Source organism: Psychrobacter sp. HII-4 (assembly GCF_904846595.1).
GTDB classification, from domain to species: domain Bacteria; phylum Pseudomonadota; class Gammaproteobacteria; order Pseudomonadales; family Moraxellaceae; genus Psychrobacter; species Psychrobacter celer.
The window spans coordinates 181,347-204,093 of the sequence record NZ_CAJHBJ010000003.1 but is presented as its reverse complement, the minus strand read 5'-3'; the positions used below and the strand labels follow the sequence as shown (position 1 = coordinate 204,093).

Sequence of the window (22,747 nt, the reverse complement as noted above, 5' to 3'; positions counted from 1 at the left end):
TGGACGCATAATCCTGTTAATTGGACGGTGAGTTCCATCGCCAATTAAAAAAGTCTGTGGAGTCGTGGTCAGTCTAAATCTCAAATGAGAAATAGCGCGTGACAATGAAGCAGAAAGAAAACGTCAAACCTATCTAATAGTCAATATTGGCTAGGTTTGAGTAAGATTTTTGGAACGGCTGATACGCTAGATAACTGATGCTATCTCACGATATTACGTAATTGAGGAGACCGGCGGCTCGACATCGGCGTTTTGACCACGGTGGCGCAGATAATGATCGAGTAACACAATCGCTAGCATCGCCTCGGCGATCGGGGTGGCACGCACCCCAACGCAAGGATCATGACGACCTTTGGTCAGCATGTCGACAGCTTCGCCTTGGGTATTGATGCTCTTGCCAGCCGTGGTGATACTAGAAGTTGGCTTGAGGGCGATGCTCACGCGGATATCTTGTCCTGATGAAATACCGCCCAAAATACCACCAGCATGATTGGCCGTAAAACCCTCTGGCGTCAGCTCATCACGAGAGCGATGACCGAACTGCCCTGCTACCGCCATACCATCGCCAATCTCTACCCCTTTGACCGCATTGATACTCATCATGGCATGAGCGATATCCGCATCCAGACGGTCAAATACCGGCTCGCCCAGACCCACAGGCACGCCACTGGCGATCACTTCTAGACGCGCACCGCAGCTGCTTCCTTCGCGGCGCAGACTGTCTATCAAAGCCTCAAACCGACCAATAGCGTCTTTATCCGCCGTAAAAAACGGATTGCTATTGACAAAGTCCCAATCAATTTGGCTAGTATTAGTGACGCTGCTATATTGATCGCCTATCTGCGTCACATGGCCACGGATTTGCACGCCCAAGCGCTCTTGCAGGTATCTTTTGGCGATAGCACCAGCCGCTACCCGCATCGCCGTCTCACGCGCTGACGAGCGACCGCCACCGCGATAATCGCGAAAGCCGTACTTCATGCTATATGTATAGTCGGCATGACCCGGGCGAAAGGTGTCTTTGATATCGCTATAATCTTTGGATTTTTGATTGGTATTTCGAATCAGCAGCCCGATCGAAGTGCCTGTGGTCTTACCTTCAAAGACGCCTGATAGGATCTCGACTTCATCGGCCTCACGGCGCTGGGTTGAGTATTTAGAGGTGCCTGGCTTGCGGCGATCCAGATCTACCTGCAAATCCTCTGCCGACAGTGCCAAACCAGGTGGCACGCCATCGACAATGGCCATCAATCCGGCGCCATGTGACTCACCGCACGTCGTGACGGTAAAAACCTGCCCAATACTATTGCCTGCCATATCTATCCTTAAATCCGTAAAATCTATTGCGCGCTATCCTATTGAGGTATTGACGCATGGTCGCCGCTTTTATCTGTCATCTATAGTCGATATACTCTAAAAATGTCATAGCGCTACTGGGATGAATTTTGCGCAGCCTCTGGGAACGCAGCACGCAAGTAAAATTTATACCAGTAGCGCGTTTAAATCCATAACAGTTTTACATTCAGCTAACTATAACAGCGCCGCCTACATACGACTACTGCGCACTATCCAATAACTGCACATAAGCGGCAAACAGCTCGCGGTTTGCCACCAGCTCATCATAAGTCATGGCAAACACTCCATGACCACCACGAGCAAATTTTAACCAGTCAAAACTGATATCAGGATAGGCTTGCTTTAGCGCCCATTCACTATCGCCCACCTCGCAGACCAGCAAGCCTTCAGGGCTCAAATAATCTGGCGCTTCAAATAAGATACGGTGTACCAAGTCCAAACCGTCTTGACCCGCTGCCAATGCATGCTCAGGCTCATATAAAAACTCAGGCGGCAAATCAGCCATGATGGCAGCATCGACGTATGGCGGGTTGGTGACGATCAGCTCGTACTGGTTTTCAGCAGGTATCTTGGCAAACAAATCTGACTCAATGACATTGATTTGATGACCAAGGTTATGATGATCAACGTTGACCATCGCCACCTCTAGCGCCCCTTTATCGATATCAACTGCATCGACCAGCGCATCGACAAAACGGGTCGCAAGCGCAATGGCAATACAGCCAGAGCCTGTACATAGGTCTAAGATACGCTCAGGCTGTGATAGCTGTTTGACGTCCAAACCATGGTCATAAAATACCGAGGTTTGCTCATTGACATCGACGCCGAGCGGTTTGGCCAGCTCATTGACCTCAAAGTACGGATGAAACTGCTGGCGAATCAGCTCGGCGATGGGCGAGCGCGGGATGAGCACGCGCTCATCGACATAAAACGGTAAATCACAAAAGTACGATAAGTTGATTAAGTAGCTCAACGGTTTGCGCTCAGCGATACGCTCTTCTAATAAGCTCAGCACCAGCTGCTTTTCTGAAGACGTCAGGCGACAATCGAGGATTTGCTCATTGGCCGACCAGTCCAAAGACAAAGAATGTAAAACGATAGCAGAGGCTTCGGCAAACTCATCCGTGGTGCCTTGAGCAACGACCACATCATAATTGCGCAGCTGGGTGACCGAAAAACGGATAAAATCACGAATACTCACAAGCTGCTCACGTGCTTCTGCAAGCTCAGCATGTAAATTGGCAAATTGCTCATGCTCACCGAGCAGACCGGTCTCTAAATCATACGCCATATCACCTTCTGCGACCTGCGCGCCCTCTTCATTGAAGTACTGATTTTGAAACGCTTCTGCGCTCATTGTTTGCTCTTCTGACATATCGCACCTTGCTGATTGCATGCTTACGGATAGCATGCGGATGGATTAAATCGCCTGATAATAAAAGCCGATCTACTAAATAAAAATCTCGTTTACCATTATAGACGCAAACCGTAACTTGCGCCAATACTTGCATTTATACTGTCACATTTATCTTTGTTTCTAATTTACTTTTATGTATCAGATTGCCTCAGCAGCTTACTTGGCCGTCTACACATTTTCACTATATTATTGCCCAACTGTAGTGAATACGTCAGCAGTTGACGTTTAGACGTCTTAAGATAGAAAAACATGTATCAAAAGTTTGCGAAGCGCCACAATTATGCGCATAATAACCCCATTAGTAGCAACCACAAGTAATGTCATATGATGAAAAAAAAGCCACTTATTACCGCTATCTCAATCGCTATCATTAGCGCCAGTGTTAGCGCGTTTGCCGCGCCCGATGAGACCGCGCGCACATTGCCAGTACGTACGGCTGAGACCCTACCAAGTCTTGCCCAAAAAGTCAGTCTTGATGTGCAAGAAAACCGGAGTCGCACGATTGAGCCGCGTGCGACTGAGGCGACGTCCAGCGTCAAGCCAAACAAATCCGCCTCAAGCGATAGCATGACGCAGCTGATTGATTCAAAACAAGCCTCAGATGCCGCCTCCAAGGCAAACACGGCTGATAATATGAGTGCCGCCGAGCTAACTTTAAAGGATGAGCAGTCTGAGCGCACAGATGACATCAGTGAAGGCCAAGCCGTTGCTGCGCCCAGCAATATCGATGCTATCGACTCCTCTGACCCGTTGTCTTTTGAGCTACCAGACAACGAAAAACGCCAAGACTTCAGCGACGACCCTACCATCAAAAGCATCGAAGACAAAAACGGTAAGCGCTATACTACGCTGAACTTGTCAAGCTATGCCAAACAAGTCAACAACGCCGTTTGGTCGCCGAACATGAAAGTCAACTCAGCGATGACGATAAAAATGCAGGCACTGCTAGATTGGAACCATGCCTCTCCTGGTCCTATCGATGGTGGCTGGGGCATGAACAGCAAAAAAGCATTGACCAACTTTCAAACCATGAAAGGCTTGCCCGCCACCGGCAGGATGGATCAAAAAACGTGGAATGCCTTAACCAAAAACATCCCCGCCAACAAGCCGGTACTGGTGACTTATACACTGACTGATGACGACATCAAAACCAACTTTGCCATTACACCTGCAGGCTCAGAAGCCAAGTCAAAAATGAAGGGCCTGTACTACCAAGACATCAAAGAGATGCTGGCTGAGCGCTTTCATATGGACATTCGCTACTTGGACAAACTCAATAAAAACAAAACCTACAAAGCAGGCGAGACCATCACTGTCCTAAATACCCGCGACCCTCTCAACCAACGCATCAACCGCGTGGTCGCCAACAAAGCCGACAAAACACTGTATGCTTATAATGGTGACAAGCTTGTAGCCACTTATCCGACCACCGTAGGTAGTGACGCCACCCCGTCTCCACAAGGTACCTTCAAAATCATCAATAAGGTCAAGATGCCTTGGTACAAAGCGACTGTCGGTAAAGGCTCGCAGAAAAAAGTACACATGCTGCCACCAGGCCCAAACAACCCAGTCGGCGTCGTATGGATGGGTCTGTCTAAGCCATCATATGGTCTACATGGCTCGCCAAAGCCTGAAGGCATCAGCCGTCAAGCATCAGCAGGCTGTGTGCGTCTGACCAACTGGGATGTGCTCGAGGTATATGCCAATATCGAAAATGGCGCAACCGTCGAGTTAAAATAACTGTTTAACTGGTATTGTATACACCAAAAAAAAGACCTTGCTTGCAAGGTCTTTTTTTTGGCGTATATAAAACAAGAGGCTTAAAGCAGTGGCTAGGTATAGGTTTGGTGCAAATCCAAAAACAGAAAGTCACCCATTCAGCTAAGATGCGATTACGTATTATAGCCTTCCTCATTACCCGTGATGCTGCCGACTTTTTTGGTAAAAAACAAACCTGCAGGAATAGAGAGCAAAAGACCGGCGACGACCGCGATTTGTACATGCGGAATTTGATTAAAACCTGTCACCAAAGCACCAATGATAAAGACACCGACTGTCACGGTCGCAGCGATTGAGTAAATAACGGAGAATAATGGCCAATTCATGAATTACTCCTTACTTTTTTTGTGGATATAACTCCTTTATACACTAAATCCACAAAAAAAGTAAGTGTTTCTCACAAACCTTCAGGCCATTCATAGCAACTGATAACGGGCAAAGCCCTTGCTATTATCAAGGTTATTTATAATAAACCTCTTTATCATTATTTCTACATCATTTTTATACTACCGATTTTTCCTATTGCCACGTCTCTGACTGAGTCCATAGTGCATAGTTGTCAACCACATTGCGCTACATGACCACCACTCATTCATTACTACCTCCGTGCTGCCTGCTCTGATGCTGCTCGATGACGACTCGCAAAAAACCCACACAGCTGCGGCCATTTATCATTACAATAACGAGTGTCTTTTTTTGATAGAAAGCTACCTATTATGACGTCTGTTGATAAACAAAAAGCCCACCACTCATCTAGCCACACCGCTGATACAACGGCACCATCTCGCACCGATGAAAGCTTAGAGACGCCAACGACTAAGACAGACACTGATGTCGAACCTACTGTCACTGATGACGCCGAAATAGAAAATAGCGCTGATAACAGTAGAGGCGATGACAATAGAAGTAATGATAATGGAGGTGATGACGATGATAACGATGACGATATGGCATGTGCCAAACCTCCTGAGTCTAAGATTAGCATGGAGTCCATCGCACCTGATGTCGTCGTTGCGACCTTAGAGACCACGGACCCCGATGCACCATCAGCAAACGACCAGCCAACCTCAGAATCAGAGCCTTTAAACCCTGATGCTGATGCTGATGCTGAGCAAACGCCGACACAAACAGCCAAGCAAGCTTCTACACCCGTATCTCAGCAACAGACAGATACTAATGCCCCTGACCAAGAATATGATAAAGAAAATGAGGAGCAGCAAAACCCAGAGAATGCTGAGCAACAAACCAAAACTACCGACGCAGAGCAGCTGAAAGCGAGCAAAACAACAGAGAAGTCAGCAACAGATGATAGCGACCAGCAAGAAGATGAGATAAAAGAAGAAAAAGAAGCCAAACTAGAGTCTTATAAGCAGTTTGCAGCGGAGCAGTTTAGCAACCAAAAAATCGACTATCCTGAGGTACGGGTAAAGATAGAGGCCAACGCCCTGCCCAGCAGGATGTATTTTATCATGAATATCCTCTCAGCCATCATTGCCAGCTATGGGCTGGTGACCAACTCAGCTGCGGTGGTGATTGGTGCGATGCTGGTGGCTATGATGCTCGGGCCCATCACGGGCGTGGCATTGGCCATTATCGACCACCGGATGCCGCTGCTGCGTAAATCGCTGATTACGGTACTTCTGGGCATTACTTTGGTGTTGATAGTTGGTTTCATCGTCGGCTGGCTGCACAAAGACCAACCTCTCACCGCCGAGATTTTATCGCGTACGCAGCCGACCTCTATGGATTTGATGATTGCCTTAGCAGGTGGCACAGCCGGCGCTTATGCTATGGTATCCCCGCATCTTTCGGTTGCCGTTGTTGGGGTAGCGGTGGCGACTGCTTTGGTGCCACCACTGGCCGCCAGCGGGATTTTGTTTGCCAATGGTGAGATGCAGCTAGGCTTTGGCGCGCTGTTACTGGCAGTGACCAACATCATTGCGATTCAGTTTACCAACGCCTTAGTGCTGTGGGTACTTGGGTTTCGGCGACTGGTCGATGACGACTACAAGTCCAGCAACTACCTGACTTTTTTGCAGCGTAACGCGGTGACGTTGTTATTGTTAGGCGGCCTCGGTACCTATCTAACCATCAACCTACAAACCAACGCCAAGCAGCAAGTGTTTGAAAGCAGTGTCAAAGAAGCCATCAATCGCTATTTTATTGATAAAGGCAACGTGCTGACCAACACTCAGTTTGATAGCACTGAGCAAAACCAAGTGGTCCGCGCTGTCATCCGCGGTGAGACGACACCGAGCGCTTATGACGTGCAGCAAATAGAAACCCGCATCACCCAAGATATGGCAAAAAACTTCCCTGATTATCTGCCGATAAAACTCCAGCTGCGTTACCTACCCGTACAGGTCATTGAGTCCAATCCGCTGACACAAGACAAACTCGACAAAACAGATGCCGCGATTTTGACCAATTAACGCTGAGGGCGTTTAAATCAAACGTATCGGCTTTACTCGATTGCTGACTTCCCAATGCCGTGTTAGTATCTAGGCTTTTTTTTACAGCCTTACTGCCATGCTCTTGTTGTCTGACGCGCAGTCGTCTGTCAATAAAGCATTGAATACTATACTTTGCGCCGCAGCAACAACTCAGGCAGATTAGCCTCACCAACCTACACTTCAGGGATAGGAGTACATCATAGTGAACAAACAATCTTGGCAAATAGCCGCAGCCTATATGTCAGTAGTCGTTGGCGGTGGTTTTGCCTCTGGCCAAGAAGTCCTTCAGTTTTTTACCGGCTACGGGATGGCAAGTGTTATTGGCACACTGGTTAGTGCCGCGCTGTTTGCTTTTTTGGGTATGCAAATTGCGCGCATGAGCTCAAATATGCAGGCCAACTCACACAAAAAAGTACTGTATAGCTTATTTGGTACGCGCGCTGGGTTGGTTGTGGATGTGGTGTTATCATTCTTTTTATTTGGTGTGGGCGTGGTCATGCTGGCTGGTAGTGGTTCCATCTTTACGCAGCAGTACGGTTGGCCACCACTGGTAGGCAGTGTTTTTATGACGGTACTGGTCGTCGCCACACTCTGTTTAAAAGTAAAAGGCATTATCAGGCTAATCAGTATCATCATGCCTGTGCTGCTGCTATTGATATTGGCGATTACCACCTACTCATTTTTTAACAGCACTGCCTCAAGTGAGACGCTAAATAAGGTAGCGCAAGAAATACCTACTATCAGCTCAGACTGGCCGATCTCAAATTGGTTTTTTGGGGCGGTGCTTTATGCCTCATTTAATATCGCAGTTGGCTTTCCTATGCTGGCAGTCATTGGCGGTATGACTCGCTCCGAAAAAACAGCAGCCAGCGGTGGTGCGATGGGCGGGCTCGGCTTGGGCTTGTTAGTATTTTTACTCAATATTGGCCTTTTCGCTAACATCGACACACTCATCGGTGTTGAGATGCCTACTCTAGGACTGGCTTCAAACATCTCACCCGTGTTGGCGATCATCATGTCAGCGACGCTCATTTGTATGATATACAGCACCGCCGTGGGTATGTTTTTTGCCTTTAGTACCCGCTTTGCAACACCAGGGACAAACCGCTTCAAAGCACTTAGCGCGTTTTTTGCTATCGTGGGTCTTGGTTTAAGCCAGCTCGGTTTTAGCACACTCATTGGCACCGTGTATCCCATGCTGGGCATTATTGGTCTCATCATGATCGTGGCTATTATTTGGGTGTGGGTACGCAACCGCAAGCAACCAATACAAGCGCAAGCTCAAACATCAAGTTAGCAGTTGAACGATTCATGCCGTCATTTGCGGTAAGACGTTCACGCTGATTGTTTGTAAATGAAAGCCTCATTCACCTTGGCACAATACCCCAACAGTGATAACTCTTATACCAAGAGCTTGGGCGTTTGTGCTAAAATCGCTTGCAAAATTATTTTACTCAATTCTATCCGTCAGTAAGGAGCCGCTGTGAGCCAGCCATCTCAAACAGCCGATATTCGCCAAGCCTTTATCGATTTTTTTATCAGCAAGCAGCATACCCAAGTGTCATCCTCTAGCTTGATCCCGCACAATGACCCGACATTGTTATTTACCAACGCGGGCATGAATCAGTTTAAAGAAACCTTTTTGGGCATGGAAACGCGCGACTATACGCGTGCGGTGACCTCGCAAAAATGCGTACGGGCTGGCGGCAAACACAATGATTTAGACAACGTAGGCTATACCGCGCGCCACCATACGTTTTTTGAGATGCTCGGTAACTTCTCGTTTGGCGATTACTTCAAAAAATCTGGTATCGAATATATCTGGGAGTTTTTGACCTCAGATAAGTGGTTGGCCATTGATAAAGACCGTCTGTATGTGACCATTTACGAAACGGATGATGAAGCGTTTGATATTTGGCACCATGACATCGGCATCCCAAGCGATCGTATTATCCGTATTGGTGATAATAAAGGTGCACCTTATGCGTCTGATAACTTTTGGACGATGGGCGACACCGGTCCTTGTGGCCCATGTACCGAGGTCTTTTATGATCATGGTGCCGATGTCGAAGGCGGCCTGCCGGGTACGCCTGAAGAAGACGGCGATCGCTATATCGAGATTTGGAACTGCGTCTTTATGCAGTTTAATCGCCAAAAAGACGGCACCATGCTGCCGCTGCCTGCGCCAAGTGTCGATACGGGCATGGGGCTTGAGCGTATCAGCGCCATTATGCAAGGCGTCCATAGCAACTATGAGATAGATCTATTTGTACATCTCATGGAGGCAGCGGCTGAGATTTTAGAGATTGACAATCAGCAGCAGTCATCACTCAAAGTCATCGCCGACCACATCCGTGCCGTGGCGTTTTTGATTGCAGATGGCGTCACACCAAGCAACGAAGGCCGCGGTTATGTACTGCGCCGTGTCATTCGCCGCGCGGTACGTCATGGCAACAAACTGGGCGCTGATAGTGAATTTTTCTATAAAATGGTCGCGCCTTTAGTGGCAGAGATGGGCGACGCTTATCCCGAGCTAAAAGACAAACAAAGCGCGATTGAGAGCGCCATTCAAAAAGAAGAAGCGCAGTTTGCTAAGACACTCGCGCAAGGTCTGCGCCTGCTAGCCTCTGAGCTTGAAGGCCTAAAAGATGGTGATATCCTCTCTGGCGAAGCGGCGTTTAAGCTTTATGATACCTACGGCTTCCCGCTTGATTTGACAGCTGACATCACACGTGAGCGCGGTATCGCCATCAATGAGGCTGAGTTCGATGAGCACATGCAAGCACAGCGCGAGCGGGCTCGTGATGCTGGTAAGTTTGATGTGGACTATAGCAGCGTCATTCAAGTTGAGAGTCCTACTGAATTTATTGGTTATGAGCAGCTAGAAGAAGATGGCGTGAGCATCGATGCCCTTTATCAAAATGGCAACCCTGCTGAGCGTTTGGCTGAAGGGATGGAAGGCGTCGTGGTCCTAGATCGCACCCCGTTTTATGCTGAAGGCGGTGGTCAAGTCGGTGAGCTGGGCGAAATCCACACTGCAACGGGCGTGTTTGCCGTACAAGATACCAAAAAATCTGGGCAAGCCATCATTCATCATGGCGTGGTGACCATGGGCGAGATTTGTAGCAGACAAACCGCCAATGCTCAAGTGCTCTCAAGCATCCGCGCGGCGAGTGCCAAAAACCACTCAGCCACTCACCTATTGCACGCAGCCCTAAGAGAAGTGCTGGGCGATGCGGTCACCCAAAAAGGCTCATTGGTATCCAGTGAGGTTTTGCGTTTTGACTTTGCTTACGACAAACCTGTCACGCCCGATGAGATTAGCCGTATTGAGCGCCTCGTCAATGAGCAAATTCAAGCCAACACCCCGACCCGTATCGAGCATATGTCCATCGATGAAGCCATGAACCAAGGGGCGATGGCGCTGTTTGGCGAAAAGTATGGCAGTGACGTCCGTGTATTGACGATGGGCACAGAGCGCATCGTAGATGGTCAGCGCAAGCCCTTCTCTATCGAGCTGTGCGGCGGTCTGCATGTGCAGCGCACCGGTGATATAGGCCTACTCAAAATCACCAGCGAATCTGGTATCGCCGCTGGTATCCGCCGTATTGAAGCCGTCACTGGCATGAACGCCATCAAAAACATACAGCAAGGCGAGCAGCAACTCAGCGAGCTGGCAAGTCAGCTAAAAGCCAAGCGCCCTGACGTGGCACAGCGTGTACGTACGATGGTCGACAAGCAGCGCGAGCTAGAAAAAGAGCTTGAGCGTTTGCAGCAAAAGATGGCCAGTGCCCAAGCAGCCAACCTACTCGATGAAGTACAGACCATCGCAGACACCCCTGTACTCATCAGCACCCTAAGCGGTATCGATGGCAAATCCATCCGTACCCTGATGGATGATATCAAATCCAAACTGCCAGATAGCGTCATTGTCCTGATTGGTGATAAAAACGAGCAATTGGCATTGGCCGCCAGTGTGGCAAAATCTGTCACCGCCAAGATAAAGGCGGGCGATATTATTCGTCATCTAGCAGGCGAGCTGGGCGGTAAAGGCGGCGGCAAGCCTGACTATGCGCAAGGCGGCGCACCAAAATCTGACAGTGCAAAAGCCGTCATCGACGCACTACCCGCTTGGATTGCCGAGCAGTTAGGTTAGGGCATCTCGGGCATGGCGCTGGGACGAAAACCCAAGCGCTATCTAACCCAAATGCTATCCAGACTAAATGCTATCTGAGTGTCATAGAGCGATCCTTATCGCATGATGCGGGTTGGTTATGGCCTTCATAACCAATCGCCATGCATCTAAGCACTGCTGGCACTTAACGTTGCTCAGCAGATATGATATAAAGGTCAACGTTTGAACATATCGTTCATTCACTTGCTCAGCAGCACAACATAGCAAACAGCATAGGGCGCAACTCTTATAATACGGCTTTATCTATGCAGACATTGATTGGGCGTCACATAGATGCACAGCGATGATAAAAAAGGCCATTATTGAATAATAGGTAGATTTTTATGGCGTTAATAGTACAAAAATATGGCGGCACCTCGATGGGTAGTATCGACCGCATAAAAAACGTCGCCAAACGAGTCAAACGCTGGCATGATAACGGTCACCAAGTGGTCGTCGTGGTTTCAGCCATGAGCGGCGAAACCAACCGTTTGATCGATTTGGCACGCCAAATCAGTACCCAGCCTGACCCACGTGAATACGACCAAATGGTCTCAACAGGTGAGCAAGTCTCCATCTCATTGCTTGCGATGGCGCTAAAAGAGCTGGGCGTGGGGGCGCGCTCATTGACGGGTCGCCAAGTAGCGATCAAAACCGATAACGCGTATAACAAAGCCCGTATCGAGAGCATCGATGACGAAAGCATCCGCGAACAGCTCGATGCTGGCAATGTCGTCATCGTCGCAGGCTTTCAGGGTATCGACGCAGAAGGCAACGCCACCACCCTAGGCCGCGGCGGCTCTGATACTACCGGCGTGGCGATTGCAGCAGCACTAGGCGCTGATGAGTGTCAAATCTATACCGACGTCGATGGCGTCTATACCACCGATCCACGCGTGACCTCAAAAGCCAAAAAGCTTGAAAAAATTACCTTTGAAGAAATGCTTGAGATGGCAAGCCTTGGCTCCAAAATCCTACAGATTCGTTCGGTAGAGTTTGCTGGTAAATATGGCGTGCCGCTGCGTGTGCTATCTAGCTTTGATGAAAATACTGACGGTAGCTTTGACCAAGAATTTCAAGACAATGTCGGCACCCTAATTACGATAGACGAAGGAGACAGTATGGAACAGGCAATCATCTCAGGTATCGCCTTTAACCGAGACGAAGCAAAAATTGTAGTGCGCGGCGTACCTGATCACCCTGGTATTGCCTCTGCTATTTTAAGCCCGATTGGACGTGCCAATATCGAAATCGATATGATTGTACAAAACCTATCGGATCAAGGTACCACTGACTTCACCTTTACCGTCAACCGTACCGACTTAGACAAAGCCATGAAAGTACTAAACGACGAAGTCAAAGACGACATCAGTGCCAAAGAAATTTTGGGTAACAGTGAAGTGGTCAAAGTATCTTTGGTCGGTGTGGGCATGCGCTCACACGCAGGGGTTGCAAGCCTGATGTTCCAAACCTTGGCCGAGCACAACATCAACATTCAGATGATCTCGACCAGTGAAATCAAAGTCTCTGTCTTAATTCAAGATCAGCATCTAGAAAAAGCGGTCAAATCATTGCATACAGCGTTCGGTCTAGACCGCGACGATGGCGATAGTAAAGTCGCTGGGCTATAATTGATATCACCATTATTGATGAAACTGTCATTGATTTTAAACCATTAAACCTATCAACTTAGCATCAACAGTTATCAATTAAATCAGTATCAATTACTTTGTCTAATATATTTAATAAAATAGGGTCTTTTTAGATCCTATTTTTATTTTTTATTATTACTAGGCTGCGTATTTACCCAATAGTTTTGTGAAAACCCGTGACAGTAACTGTTATGCCCCCTATAATGGGGGCTTCATTTGGGCTAAATGAATATACCTATCATCGCCGTTATTGGCACAATCATTATGTTGTGATCAACACATGGTTTGTTTTGTGCTGCGGCGATGTCCTGCAATCGAGAAGTAATCTGATGAGTAATAATTTGTTGATGCGACATAAGGAGTGTGACGCATGTTAATTTTGACACGCCGCGTGGGCGAAACGCTAATGATTGGTGATGAGGTCAGTGTGACTGTCCTTGGTGTCAAAGGCAATCAAGTACGTATCGGTGTAAACGCACCCAAAGATATTGCCGTACACCGCGAAGAGATTTACCAACGTATTCAGCATGAGCGTTCTGTACAGTCGCAAATGCAGCATCTTGAGCAAGGCAATTTTGCGCCTTCATTTGATGACGAAGACTATTTTAATCGTTGAGCGATAAAACTGAACGATTAATCACAAATAATCATTGAGCATCTATTAGAAGTGTGTTTTTATAAATACGCTGTGTTTTTAGAAGTACTGTCGTTTTTATAACTATATAATCTAATAGGTTTATTTTTTAATCTGCTCTGAGGTCATTTATTTATGAGTATCCGCCAATCAGATGTATCGGCCCTACTTAATGGTTTGGACAAAAAAGCCATTGGATTCAATGATGTCATCAGTTTTATTGATGATTTTTATCGTTATGCGCCAGCGCCTTTTGTCAACGGTATGGTACATAATGCTGCTGGTGAAAACGAAGGCAGTGCCAAGATTTTTGGGTTTGCCAAGCATCATGGCCTAAACCAATTAGACACGCTAAAACTGTTTGGCGAGCATTATGCCAAAGTCCTAGCGACGCCTAATGGCACAGATCATGCCAATATTCGCAACTTTTTACATTGGGGCTGGCAAGGGTTTTTGATGCAAAAAAACCCACTAACGGTTCGCCCTAGTGTGGATACCACTGCACTTTAAAACCTAATCTATCAAACCATAAAAAAGCCACGCTCATGAGCGTGGCTTTTTGCTGGGTGCTCCTCAGTCAACTCAATACGAAGATAACTTCAATACACAATCAACTGAGCGCTTATTTTGCTTATCACGGTCTGTTTACTGCTTATTGCGAAACTTCACAGGCTGTACCGCGCCTTTGGGATTGGGCATGTTTGGATAGTGATGCTCATGCTCGACATCACACTCTGCCCCAACGACTGAGCCATCGTCTTTTACTGGCTTATGAATATAGCCGGTACGCTCAGAGGGCGGCAGATGCTCGTGCTCCCATACCATCACCGCTTGCATGCAAGTCTCGCGCTGCTCCGCGCTTAGCTTACGACCATCTGGCCATTTACCCAGCTCAATCGCCATACGAAACTTATCGACCACCTCTGGCGTCAAACTCGCTAATATCGTTTCTTTATCCATCGTGCCTACTCTCACTATGTCTGACTGTGTTTTTTATCATCTAAGATATTTGTGTCTTAAAAACGCTTATTCATCGTCTATGATATCATCATCGACATCCATACTGAATTCTTCAGCATGGACGTTCCAGTGTAGCTTGGTGCGACATGCCTCATAAAAATCAAAACCTGGCGGGTGCAGTAGCGTCAATTTGTCGGGGTGCTTACGGATATACAGGCGCTGCTCTTGATCTAAGGGTACGCTTGGCTTGCCATCTGCGCTCACCATCGGCTGGGTGCGGTTGTCTTCATGTATGCGAATACACACCTCACTGTTTCCGCTCACCACAATCGGCCTGCTCGAGAGAGTATGAGGATGCATGGGCACCAGACAAATGGCATCCATACTTGGATGGACGATAGGGCCACCGCCTGATAGCGCATAGGCTGTAGAGCCGGTCGGCGTCGCCGCGATCAAGCCATCACTATGCTGCCGATAGACATCTTGATCATCGATTTTCATCTGAAAGTCAATCATGTGGACTGACTTACCGGCATGCAGCACCACGTCGTTGAGTGCCATGTCTTCATGAATGATGTTGCGCCCTTCTCGTATCTCCATGGTCAATAAAAACCGATGATCCAGCTGATAATTACCCATCAGTACTTGGCGCAGTTTAAAGGCCGCCTCGTCCGGCTTGACGTCTGCCAAAAACCCAAGGCGACCACGGTTGACCCCAAGAACAGGCACACGGTAGCGTGCCAACGCCTCGGCCGCATGCAGGATAGAGCCATCCCCACCGACGACGATGACCAAATCACAAATCTCGCCGATCAAGCTGCGTTTGACGATTTTGACTTTTTCGATTTCGGTAAGGTTTAACGTCGGTAAGTTGGCGGTTTGCATATCCATGATCAACGTCAAGTTCATGTCATTGATGGTTTGGGCAATTTGCACCAGACTTTGGGTCACACTGCGCTTGCCGGCACGCCCCATGAGGCCAATACGCCGAAAAGCTGGGTTTTTGATGGCGTGGAACAGCTCGGATTCGTGTAAATGTGGCAATCTTGCAGACTGCGCTGAGTTTTCCATAAAAAGACTCGGTATAACAGTAAAATACCAGCTCATGATAGCGATAAATACGTGCTTAGACTAGCATGTTTATGCATTATCGTTGTTAACAGTCGTAATCGACCCCAGATAAAAATCAGTGCACGCTACCACTAGATGAGTTTGTAGCTGTGCTTGTTTGGCTACCAGAATGCCGCCACTGCTGGGTGTAGATCAGCGCTTTATAACGCCGCGCAGCCTTGCTTTTCATCACGCAAACACAGTTGACAATGATGGCGGTTTTGCTAAAGTAGCTGACATTACTATTTTTATATTTAATTAAGGACATATGTATGGCCAATCCTATTGTCAGTCGCGCAGAGCTTGCGATCGGCGGTAACCCAATGACGGTCAAGGGCGTGATTCAAAAGACCAGTCTGCTACTCGGGTTATCTGCCATCACTGGTGTGGGTTTTTTCTTTTATGCACTGATGGCAGGCCTATCACAAGGCTTTATCACGATGGCCGCCATGGTAAGTATGTTTGCCGCGTTTGGTCTTGCCCTTTTTATCACCTTTAAACCACAAAAAGCCAAGACGTTTGCTGTCCCTTATGCTCTGTTAGAGGGTGTATTTTTGGGCGGTATCTCGCTGTTTTTTATGCGCATGTACCCAAGCGTGCCGGTCACGGCGATGTGTGCGACGTTTGTGACGGCAGCGGTGATGCTGGGGCTATACCGCTCAGGGCTGGTAAAGGTCACTGAAAAGTTCCGCTCTATCGTCACCTCAGCGGTCATTGCCATTATGCTTGTCTATGTCGCGCAGTGGGTGTTGTCGTTGGTATTTGGCTCGACCTTGCCTTTCTTGTTTGAGGGCGGCGCTATCGCTATTGGTTTTAGCTTATTTGTCATCGTCATTGCTTCTTTTACCTTGCTACTAGACTTCGATAATATCGATCGCGGTGTGGCAATGGGCGTATCAGAGGATTACGAGTGGTTATTTAGTATCGGCATTCTTGCCACGCTAGTCTGGATGTACATTGAGTTTATGCGCTTATTAAGCTACCTACAAGACTAAATGATACATACCGCTATCACCGTGAACAAAAACCGCCTTGGCTAAGGCGGTTTTTTTATGCATAAGCTGATAGAGTCCCAGTGACTCGGTGGCAGCTACGCGCGTTTTAGCCGCAGGGCGTTTAACACCACAAACAAAGAGCTAAGCGACATGCCAATGGCCGCTAACCATGGCGGTACATAACCGAGCGCCGCTGGTATCAGTACACTGCCATTATAAATAATTGCCCAGCGAAAGTTTTGTTTGATGATGCGTTCGGTTTTATCAGCGATACGCTTGGCTGCGGTAATGGCTTCGATTTGACCGTCCAAAATAATACTATCACTCGATACCTGTGCTAAGTCTGCCGCGCCTGCTATCGAGGTTGACACATCGGCAGCAGCAAGCACTGGCGCATCATTGATGCCATCTCCGACCATCAGCACCACCGCCCCTTGTGCCTGTAGGCTTTGGATATGATCGACCTTATCTGTCGGCGACAAACCATTGTAGGCGGCCTGCATGCCCAAACTCTCAGCCATACGCAGCGCTTGCGGGCTTGGGTCGCCTGTCAGCATGACGGATTCGATACCCAAATCCTTTAACGCATCGAGCATCGGCTTGGCACTATCACGCACTTTGTCATTAAAATAAAAGCAGGCCAACGCTTGCCATAACGCGCCCGCACTTTGCTGATAAGACAACACCACCGCCGAGCTTGCTCGCTCAGCCACCAAGTCAATATGTCGCCCATGATCTGTACTGTCTAAGGCAAAATCCACATGGCCAATACGATAGCGTACATCATCAATTACCGCCTCGACGCCGCCTGCAGGATAGTACTGCAACAACTGAGTGGTAGGCAGATGCAACTGATACGCTGCGGTCAACAGCGCATGGGCAATCGGGTGACGGCTACCGACTTCTAAGGCGGCGGCTATCGCCAGCACTTTGTCTTTTTGCTCAGCGCGCGTCTGCCCTGCTTGCTCGCTGTCTGGCAACAGAGTCATCAGCTCAATATTTAATAAGTTAGGCTTGCCGTACGTCAGGGTACCTGTTTTATCAAACGCCACATGAGTAATCTCTGCAAGCGTCTGTAGCGTATGTCCACGCGTGGTCAAAAACCCATAGCTTGCCAAACGGTTGGTCGAAACCGTCAAGGCAATAGGCGTGGCCAAAGATAGCGCGCAAGGACAAGTCGCCACTAACACCGCGACCGTTGCCCAAATCGCTTGGCTAGGATCGACGATATACCAGCCGACAAACACCAATACCGACAGTACTAAGATACGCGCCACAAACCAGCGTGCCAGCTTATCCGCTTGCTGAGCAAGCTTGGGTTTTTCGCTCATGGCGCGGTTCATCAGTCTATCGATCAAGCCGATTTGGCTGTCTTTTGGCAAGGCGGTAATCAACATCTCAAACGGCTGACTGTCGTTTTGTGCGCCGCCGACGATATAGTCGCCTTGCGTTTTGAGAATCAAATCGCCCTCACCGGTCAACAAACTCTGCGAGACGGTGGCTGTCTGACTGAGCAATATCCCATCACTGATGATCTCAGAGCCTGCCTCTACCAAAATAATATCGCCCACTTGCAAGCTATGCGCGGTGACCATCTGCTTGTCTTCTGTATCGTATGCAGCGTTTGCGCGCTGTGCTTGCCACGCTTGCGCGATGCGCACTGTCAGCTGCTGCAGACTGGTATCCATACTTTGGGTAAAGTCCGCGATGGCGTCTGATGCGCCACCTGTGTTTTTTTGGGCCGCTGCTATGCTCGCGTCACCAAGTTTAGCAGCACTTGAGGGGTTTTTCGCGCCATCTTGTATCGAGGGGCTTTGCTCAAAATGCTGTAATATCTGTGCAGCGGCATCCTTGTTTTCAGCAATTTTTTGTACCAATACCGGCTCAACCACCACCAAGTCATTGGCCATGGTCGCCGCTTTTAGGCGAGCATTATGCTCGATATAACGCCCCGCCAATAAAAAGAAAATAAACATACTGACCGAATCATAGTATGTCTCGCCTTGTCCAGTGACGGTGGCGTACAGACTGGCAAAAAAAGTGACAACCAGTGCGATACTGACGGGCACATCCATATTCACCTGACGGGCGCGAATCGCAGACCATGCCGAGGTAAAAAACGGAATACCTGCATAAAAGAAAACCGGCGTACTGACAAACAATGACACCCAGCGCAAAAAATCACGCTGAAATATCAGCATATCGCTGTATTCCCCAAAATAAATCGCAACGGCATACATCATCGCTTGCATCGAGCCCAGCGCTGCAATACCCAAGCGCAGGAGCATTTGATTGTTATGACGTGCCAGCATCGCCTCGTGAGTGTCTTGACGGTATGGCCTGGCTTCGTAGCCGATCTCGTTGATGACTGCCAAAATACGGCTGATCGGTAGGCGGCTTTCATTCCAGATCACACGCATGCGCTGGTTGGTCAAGTTGACTTGGCATTTGCTAATGCCCTCTAGCTCATCTAAGCGCGACTCAATCAGCCAAGTACAGGCGGCGCAGCGCAGGTTGTTGACCGACAGCTCAGCCACCGACATACCGTCTTGTGCGTAGACAAATTGTGATTTGATCTCTTCATGATCATAGGCTTCAAGACGCGTCAGCTGCGTAGGTAGGCTGGCGGTGCGGTTGATCTCTGAGCGGTCCAAATAATACTGCTCAAGCCCAGCCTCTACGATGCTCTCAGAGGCAAGCTGACACCCCATACAGCACATTTCACGCGATTGCCCCAATATCTCAGTATAAAATGGCGGCTCAGGCACAGGGTCTCCGCAGTGAAAACAGTGGCCTGCAAGAGGCAACACCAAACCTTCGGTGATAGAGCTATCTTCATAGCGTTGACTGGTAGATGCCGTTTGTGATGGAACACTAGACATAATCGCCCTTATTTCCTTTAGACAGGTTTGCTCGAACCTTATTTGCTTTAAATTTGCGTTACATAAACTGACTAGGTCGTGTCTGCATTGTAAAAATACTAATAAAAATAAGATCAATGATCTGTTTAACACTGCCATCGAATACTGTCATCGAACACTATCGTCAAACAACGAAATAGCGCAGATGATACCGAAATAATGGTGAGCTATCTGACGCCATATGGCAATTTTTGGCCACTTTTAGCCCATTTAAACGACTATCGATTACATACCGATTGAGCTGAGGACACGCCCTAGCATTGACGATGCGAAACAGGATTAAAATAGCTGTTTTAACCCGTGCTTTGCTCATATACGTAGGCCACGCTGCCGCGGATTCATAAAAATTACATCATGGTCGCCTAGACAAACTGCTATCGTGTGTTAGCAGCTGACATGCTCTTTAGACTGCCCGTAACATTCTGCTGGTGACGAGAGTATGACCTGTATCAGCTTAGTGTCTATTAGCTTAGAATCTATAGTCAGTTCAAAACAAAACTGTCATAAGTTCCAAAGCGCTACTAGGATGAATTTTTCGCCGCCTCTTTATATACAGAACGCAAGGAAATTTATACCAGTAGCGCTATAACATTTTTAAATTGAATCTACTATAACAACTTAGAATCACTGTGCAGTTTGACTATCGATTATACTATAAGCAGCTCCCTCAAGCAGCGGTAACTACTGACCGCTAAATACCCATGAATACTGTCGTTGACGATGATAGATTGAAAAATTTGTCAATTTGCGTCATTATGAGGCAGTTTTTTTATCCCAAAACGGTGCGACATCAGTGCAAAAATCCAATTTTAAGCGATCCACTCTCACTTTGCCTCAGTCTTCTAGACCTGCTATCGGCACGCTGCCTTCACAGCAGCGTGGTATCGTCTTTAGTAGTCTGATTTTACTTGTTATCATCGCAGGCATGGTGTTGTTGGCGCTCTATTTGATCAAACTTGATCGCACTATTACTCATAAGTTTGAGGGTAAGCGCTGGGATATTCCGGCCAAAGTCTACTCGCAGCCGCTTGAGCTATACCAAGGGGCAAATGTCGATCGCGAAACGATGAAGACCTGGCTTGAGCTGCTCAATTATCAAAGCAACAAATCCTATGATCGCACAGGGACTTATCACCGCTCGGGCAATACTTATTTTATTCACACGCGCGGCTTTACCTACAGTGCTAATGACAAAGACGCCGAGCAAGTCATTAAGATGACCATCTCAGGCAATAAGGTTGCGTCTATTCAAAGCACACTGCCGGCCAAAAGTGGCATCATTCGTTTGGAGCCAGTAAATATCGGCGGTATCTATCCAGACAGCAACGAAGATCGCTTGGTGGTGTCGTTAGATGAAGTGCCGCAGCCATTGATTGATGCGCTGATTGCCACCGAAGATCGGGCGTTTTATGAGCATAAAGGGGTCTCGATACGCGGTATCGCGCGCGCCGTGCTCAATAACTTCTCTGGCGGCTCGATGCAAGGCGGCTCAACCATCACCCAGCAGCTTATCAAAAACTTTTATCTCAACTCAGATCGCACGCTCAAACGTAAAGCCAACGAAGCGTTGATGGCGGTTTTATTGGAGCTGCACTACAGCAAAGATGAGATTTTGCAGACGTATCTTAATGAGATTTATTTGGGTCAAAACGGCAACCGTTCTATTAACGGCTTTGGGTTGGCGTCACAGTTTTATTTTGACAAACCCTTAAAAGAGCTACGTATAGATCAGCAAGCCATGCTGGTCGGTATGGCAAAAGGCCCTAGTATCTATAATCCGCGCCGTCATCCAAACGACTCAAAAGCGCGCCGTGACGTCGTGCTAAATAACATGCTGGCAATGGGTACTTTGAGCCAAGAAGACTACGAAAAAGCTTTGGAGCAGCCGCTGGGTGTGGTGGATAAGCCAGTTGAAGGCAAAAGCCAATTCCCTGACTTTTTAGATATCGTCAAGCGTGAGCTAAATACTGTTTATTATGCTGATGATCTCAAAAACGAAGGTCTGATCATCATCAGTACCTTAGACCCTATTGCTCAGTTGGCCGCTGACAAAGCGGTCGATAAAAAACTGAGCGAGCTGCGCCGTAATAGTAGTAAAACCAAAGATCTACAAGGCGCGCTGGTCAGTGCCAACCCTGAAACAGGTGAGCTGGTCTCTGTGGTGGGCAGTGGCAGTGAGTTTACAGGCTTTAACCGTGCGGTCGATGCCAAGCGTCAAGTCGGCTCTTTATTAAAACCAGTCATTTATATGACCGCGCTCGAAAGTGGCCGTTATAACTTGGCAAGTCCAGTAGATGATTCGCCGATTACCGTCACCCTAGGTGATGGCACCAAGTGGAGCCCCAAAAACTACTCAAACCGTGATCATGGCTATGTTCCCTTGACCACCGCTCTTGCCAAGTCTTATAACCAAAGCACGGTACGTTTGGGCATGGAGTTTGGTGTCGACACTTTTGCCAGACAGCTGCGTCGTCTGGGTGTACAAGAAAAAATCCCGCCTTACCCTTCAGCATTATTGGGCTCTGTCAATCTAAGTCCCATGGATATGCTCGGTGTTTATCAAGTCTTTGCCACCGGCGGCTTTCGTACGCCCATTCATAGTATTCGTACGGTGATCGACAATCGTGGCCGGATTTTGCAGCGTACGGGGCTAAACACGCAGCGCAGCATCCCGCCTGAGACCAACTTTTTGACCAATTACGCCTTACAACAAGTGGTGTCAAACGGTACGGCCAGACGCGCCCAGTCGCTGGGTAGTCACTTGAATTTGGCGGGCAAGACGGGTACGACCAACAACTATCGCGATGCCTGGTTTGCCGGCTATAGTGGCAACTATGTCAGCGTGGTATGGGTCGGCCGTGATGACAACAAACCTATCGGCTTGAGCGGTGGTACTGGCGCCCTACCCGTTTGGATTGACTACATGAAACGCCTGAAACTGACGCCCGTGGCGCTACCGGAGCCTGAAGGCATCGAGTGGCTCTGGCTAGAAAACAACTCAGGCAAACTCTCTGATGAGCGCTGTGCCGATGCACGCTATTTGCCTGTCTTATCCGCGCACCTTCCAAAAGAAGCCAGTGCCTGTGCCCTTGGATTATACCAGCAAGAGCGAGCGCGTGAGCAGCTGCAATGGCAAAGCCAGCAAGGCGTCATCAATCAACAACGTCGCCGCGAAGGTTTGGAGATTCCAAATGGCGAAGCGGTCGATTCTAATAATGATGAGGATCAAGCTGACAGCAATGATTCACAAAGTCGTGCAGATACATGGTATGACCGCGCTGTTGAATGGTTTTAAC

15 protein-coding genes and 1 pseudogene are annotated in these 22,747 nt (G+C 48.2%); 9 read left to right on the top strand and 7 right to left on the bottom strand.

All coding sequences use genetic code 11. The features are described 5' to 3' along the window. Positions 1-213: 213 nt before the first annotated feature. Positions 214-1,317, bottom strand: coding sequence for a chorismate synthase (aroC, locus tag JMX98_RS03625; protein WP_201584753.1), 1,104 nt, complete (start codon positions 1,315-1,317; stop codon positions 214-216). 238 nt (positions 1,318-1,555) lie between these two features. Continuing rightward, positions 1,556-2,731 carry a 50S ribosomal protein L3 N(5)-glutamine methyltransferase gene (gene prmB, locus JMX98_RS03620; protein ID WP_201584751.1) on the bottom strand — a complete coding sequence of 392 codons (1,176 nt, stop codon included), beginning with the start codon at positions 2,729-2,731 and terminating at the stop codon, positions 1,556-1,558. A gap of 366 nt (positions 2,732-3,097) precedes the next feature. On the opposite strand from prmB, the gene JMX98_RS03615 reads away from it, so the two are divergent. Beyond that, positions 3,098-4,513, top strand: coding sequence for a L,D-transpeptidase family protein (locus JMX98_RS03615; protein WP_201584749.1), 1,416 nt, complete (start codon positions 3,098-3,100; stop codon positions 4,511-4,513). Positions 4,514-4,665: 152 nt separating this feature from the next. Here the strand turns inward: JMX98_RS03615 and JMX98_RS03610 are convergent, their stop codons facing one another. After that, entirely contained in the window at positions 4,666-4,878 is a 213-nt protein-coding gene (locus JMX98_RS03610) for a hypothetical protein (RefSeq protein ID WP_105243791.1), read from the bottom strand. 390 nt (positions 4,879-5,268) lie between these two features. On the opposite strand from JMX98_RS03610, the gene JMX98_RS03605 reads away from it, so the two are divergent. The 6 genes and pseudogenes from JMX98_RS03605 (at position 5,269) to JMX98_RS03580 (ending at position 13,975) form a co-directional block, all read left to right on the top strand. Continuing rightward, entirely contained in the window at positions 5,269-6,984 is a 1,716-nt protein-coding gene (locus JMX98_RS03605) for a TIGR00341 family protein (RefSeq protein ID WP_201584747.1), read from the top strand. A gap of 223 nt (positions 6,985-7,207) precedes the next feature. Beyond that, positions 7,208-8,302 (top strand): hypothetical protein, encoded by a 1,095-nt coding sequence (locus JMX98_RS03600; protein WP_198336952.1) that lies wholly within the window; start codon positions 7,208-7,210, stop codon positions 8,300-8,302. A gap of 186 nt (positions 8,303-8,488) precedes the next feature. Next, the gene (alaS, locus tag JMX98_RS03595; RefSeq protein WP_201584745.1) at positions 8,489-11,161 is read left to right on the top strand and encodes an alanine--tRNA ligase; all 2,673 of its coding nucleotides are present in this window, start codon (positions 8,489-8,491) and stop codon (positions 11,159-11,161) included. A 362-nt stretch (positions 11,162-11,523) separates the two neighbouring features. After that, complete coding sequence (locus JMX98_RS03590) at positions 11,524-12,810, top strand: aspartate kinase (protein WP_201584743.1); 1,287 nt, start codon at positions 11,524-11,526, stop codon at positions 12,808-12,810. Positions 12,811-13,201: 391 nt separating this feature from the next. Further along, positions 13,202-13,369 (top strand): annotated as a pseudogene (csrA, locus tag JMX98_RS03585) (carbon storage regulator CsrA); the annotation flags it as partial. Between the two features lie 231 nt (positions 13,370-13,600). Next, entirely contained in the window at positions 13,601-13,975 is a 375-nt protein-coding gene (locus JMX98_RS03580) for a HopJ type III effector protein (RefSeq protein ID WP_075101716.1), read from the top strand. Between the two features lie 135 nt (positions 13,976-14,110). Here JMX98_RS03580 and JMX98_RS03575 read toward each other — a convergent pair whose 3' ends face one another. The 3 genes from JMX98_RS03575 to JMX98_RS03565 all read right to left on the bottom strand — a co-directional run bounded on the left by JMX98_RS03575 (position 14,111) and on the right by JMX98_RS03565 (position 15,803). Beyond that, entirely contained in the window at positions 14,111-14,425 is a 315-nt protein-coding gene (locus JMX98_RS03575; RefSeq protein WP_201584742.1) for a YeaC family protein, read from the bottom strand. A 66-nt stretch (positions 14,426-14,491) separates the two neighbouring features. Further along, the gene (locus JMX98_RS03570; protein ID WP_201584741.1) at positions 14,492-15,496 is read right to left on the bottom strand and encodes an NAD(+) kinase; all 1,005 of its coding nucleotides are present in this window, start codon (positions 15,494-15,496) and stop codon (positions 14,492-14,494) included. A gap of 115 nt (positions 15,497-15,611) precedes the next feature. Continuing rightward, a complete protein-coding gene (locus JMX98_RS03565; protein WP_201584740.1) occupies positions 15,612-15,803 on the bottom strand; it encodes a hypothetical protein in 192 nt (63 codons plus the stop codon). A 4-nt stretch (positions 15,804-15,807) separates the two neighbouring features. Here JMX98_RS03565 and JMX98_RS03560 point away from each other — a divergent pair, with 4 nt between their 5' ends. After that, complete coding sequence (locus JMX98_RS03560; RefSeq protein ID WP_192994978.1) at positions 15,808-16,530, top strand: Bax inhibitor-1/YccA family membrane protein; 723 nt, start codon at positions 15,808-15,810, stop codon at positions 16,528-16,530. A gap of 95 nt (positions 16,531-16,625) precedes the next feature. Here JMX98_RS03560 and JMX98_RS03555 read toward each other — a convergent pair whose 3' ends face one another. Further along, entirely contained in the window at positions 16,626-19,412 is a 2,787-nt protein-coding gene (locus tag JMX98_RS03555; RefSeq protein WP_201584739.1) for a heavy metal translocating P-type ATPase, read from the bottom strand. A gap of 832 nt (positions 19,413-20,244) precedes the next feature. Between JMX98_RS03555 and mrcB the strand changes: the two genes are divergently transcribed. Further along, positions 20,245-22,746, top strand: coding sequence for a penicillin-binding protein 1B (gene mrcB, locus JMX98_RS03550; protein WP_201584738.1), 2,502 nt, complete (start codon positions 20,245-20,247; stop codon positions 22,744-22,746). Position 22,747 lies beyond the last annotated feature (1 nt).

What these genes read in the sequence shown, in the direction of transcription:
- JMX98_RS03590 (WP_201584743.1), top strand. Translation starts at nt 11,524, where the DNA reads ATGGCGTTAATAGTACAAAAATATGGCGGCACCTCGATGGGTAGTATC.
- aroC (WP_201584753.1), bottom strand. Translation starts at nt 1,317, where the DNA reads ATGGCAGGCAATAGTATTGGGCAGGTTTTTACCGTCACGACGTGCGGT.
- JMX98_RS03570 (WP_201584741.1), bottom strand. Translation starts at nt 15,496, where the DNA reads ATGGAAAACTCAGCGCAGTCTGCAAGATTGCCACATTTACACGAATCC.
- JMX98_RS03610 (WP_105243791.1), bottom strand. Translation starts at nt 4,878, where the DNA reads ATGAATTGGCCATTATTCTCCGTTATTTACTCAATCGCTGCGACCGTG.
- JMX98_RS03580 (WP_075101716.1), top strand. Translation starts at nt 13,601, where the DNA reads ATGAGTATCCGCCAATCAGATGTATCGGCCCTACTTAATGGTTTGGAC.
- JMX98_RS03565 (WP_201584740.1), bottom strand. Translation starts at nt 15,803, where the DNA reads ATGTCCTTAATTAAATATAAAAATAGTAATGTCAGCTACTTTAGCAAA.
- JMX98_RS03560 (WP_192994978.1), top strand. Translation starts at nt 15,808, where the DNA reads ATGGCCAATCCTATTGTCAGTCGCGCAGAGCTTGCGATCGGCGGTAAC.
- JMX98_RS03605 (WP_201584747.1), top strand. Translation starts at nt 5,269, where the DNA reads ATGACGTCTGTTGATAAACAAAAAGCCCACCACTCATCTAGCCACACC.
- prmB (WP_201584751.1), bottom strand. Translation starts at nt 2,731, where the DNA reads ATGTCAGAAGAGCAAACAATGAGCGCAGAAGCGTTTCAAAATCAGTAC.
- JMX98_RS03575 (WP_201584742.1), bottom strand. Translation starts at nt 14,425, where the DNA reads ATGGATAAAGAAACGATATTAGCGAGTTTGACGCCAGAGGTGGTCGAT.
- JMX98_RS03615 (WP_201584749.1), top strand. Translation starts at nt 3,098, where the DNA reads ATGATGAAAAAAAAGCCACTTATTACCGCTATCTCAATCGCTATCATT.
- JMX98_RS03555 (WP_201584739.1), bottom strand. Translation starts at nt 19,412, where the DNA reads ATGTCTAGTGTTCCATCACAAACGGCATCTACCAGTCAACGCTATGAA.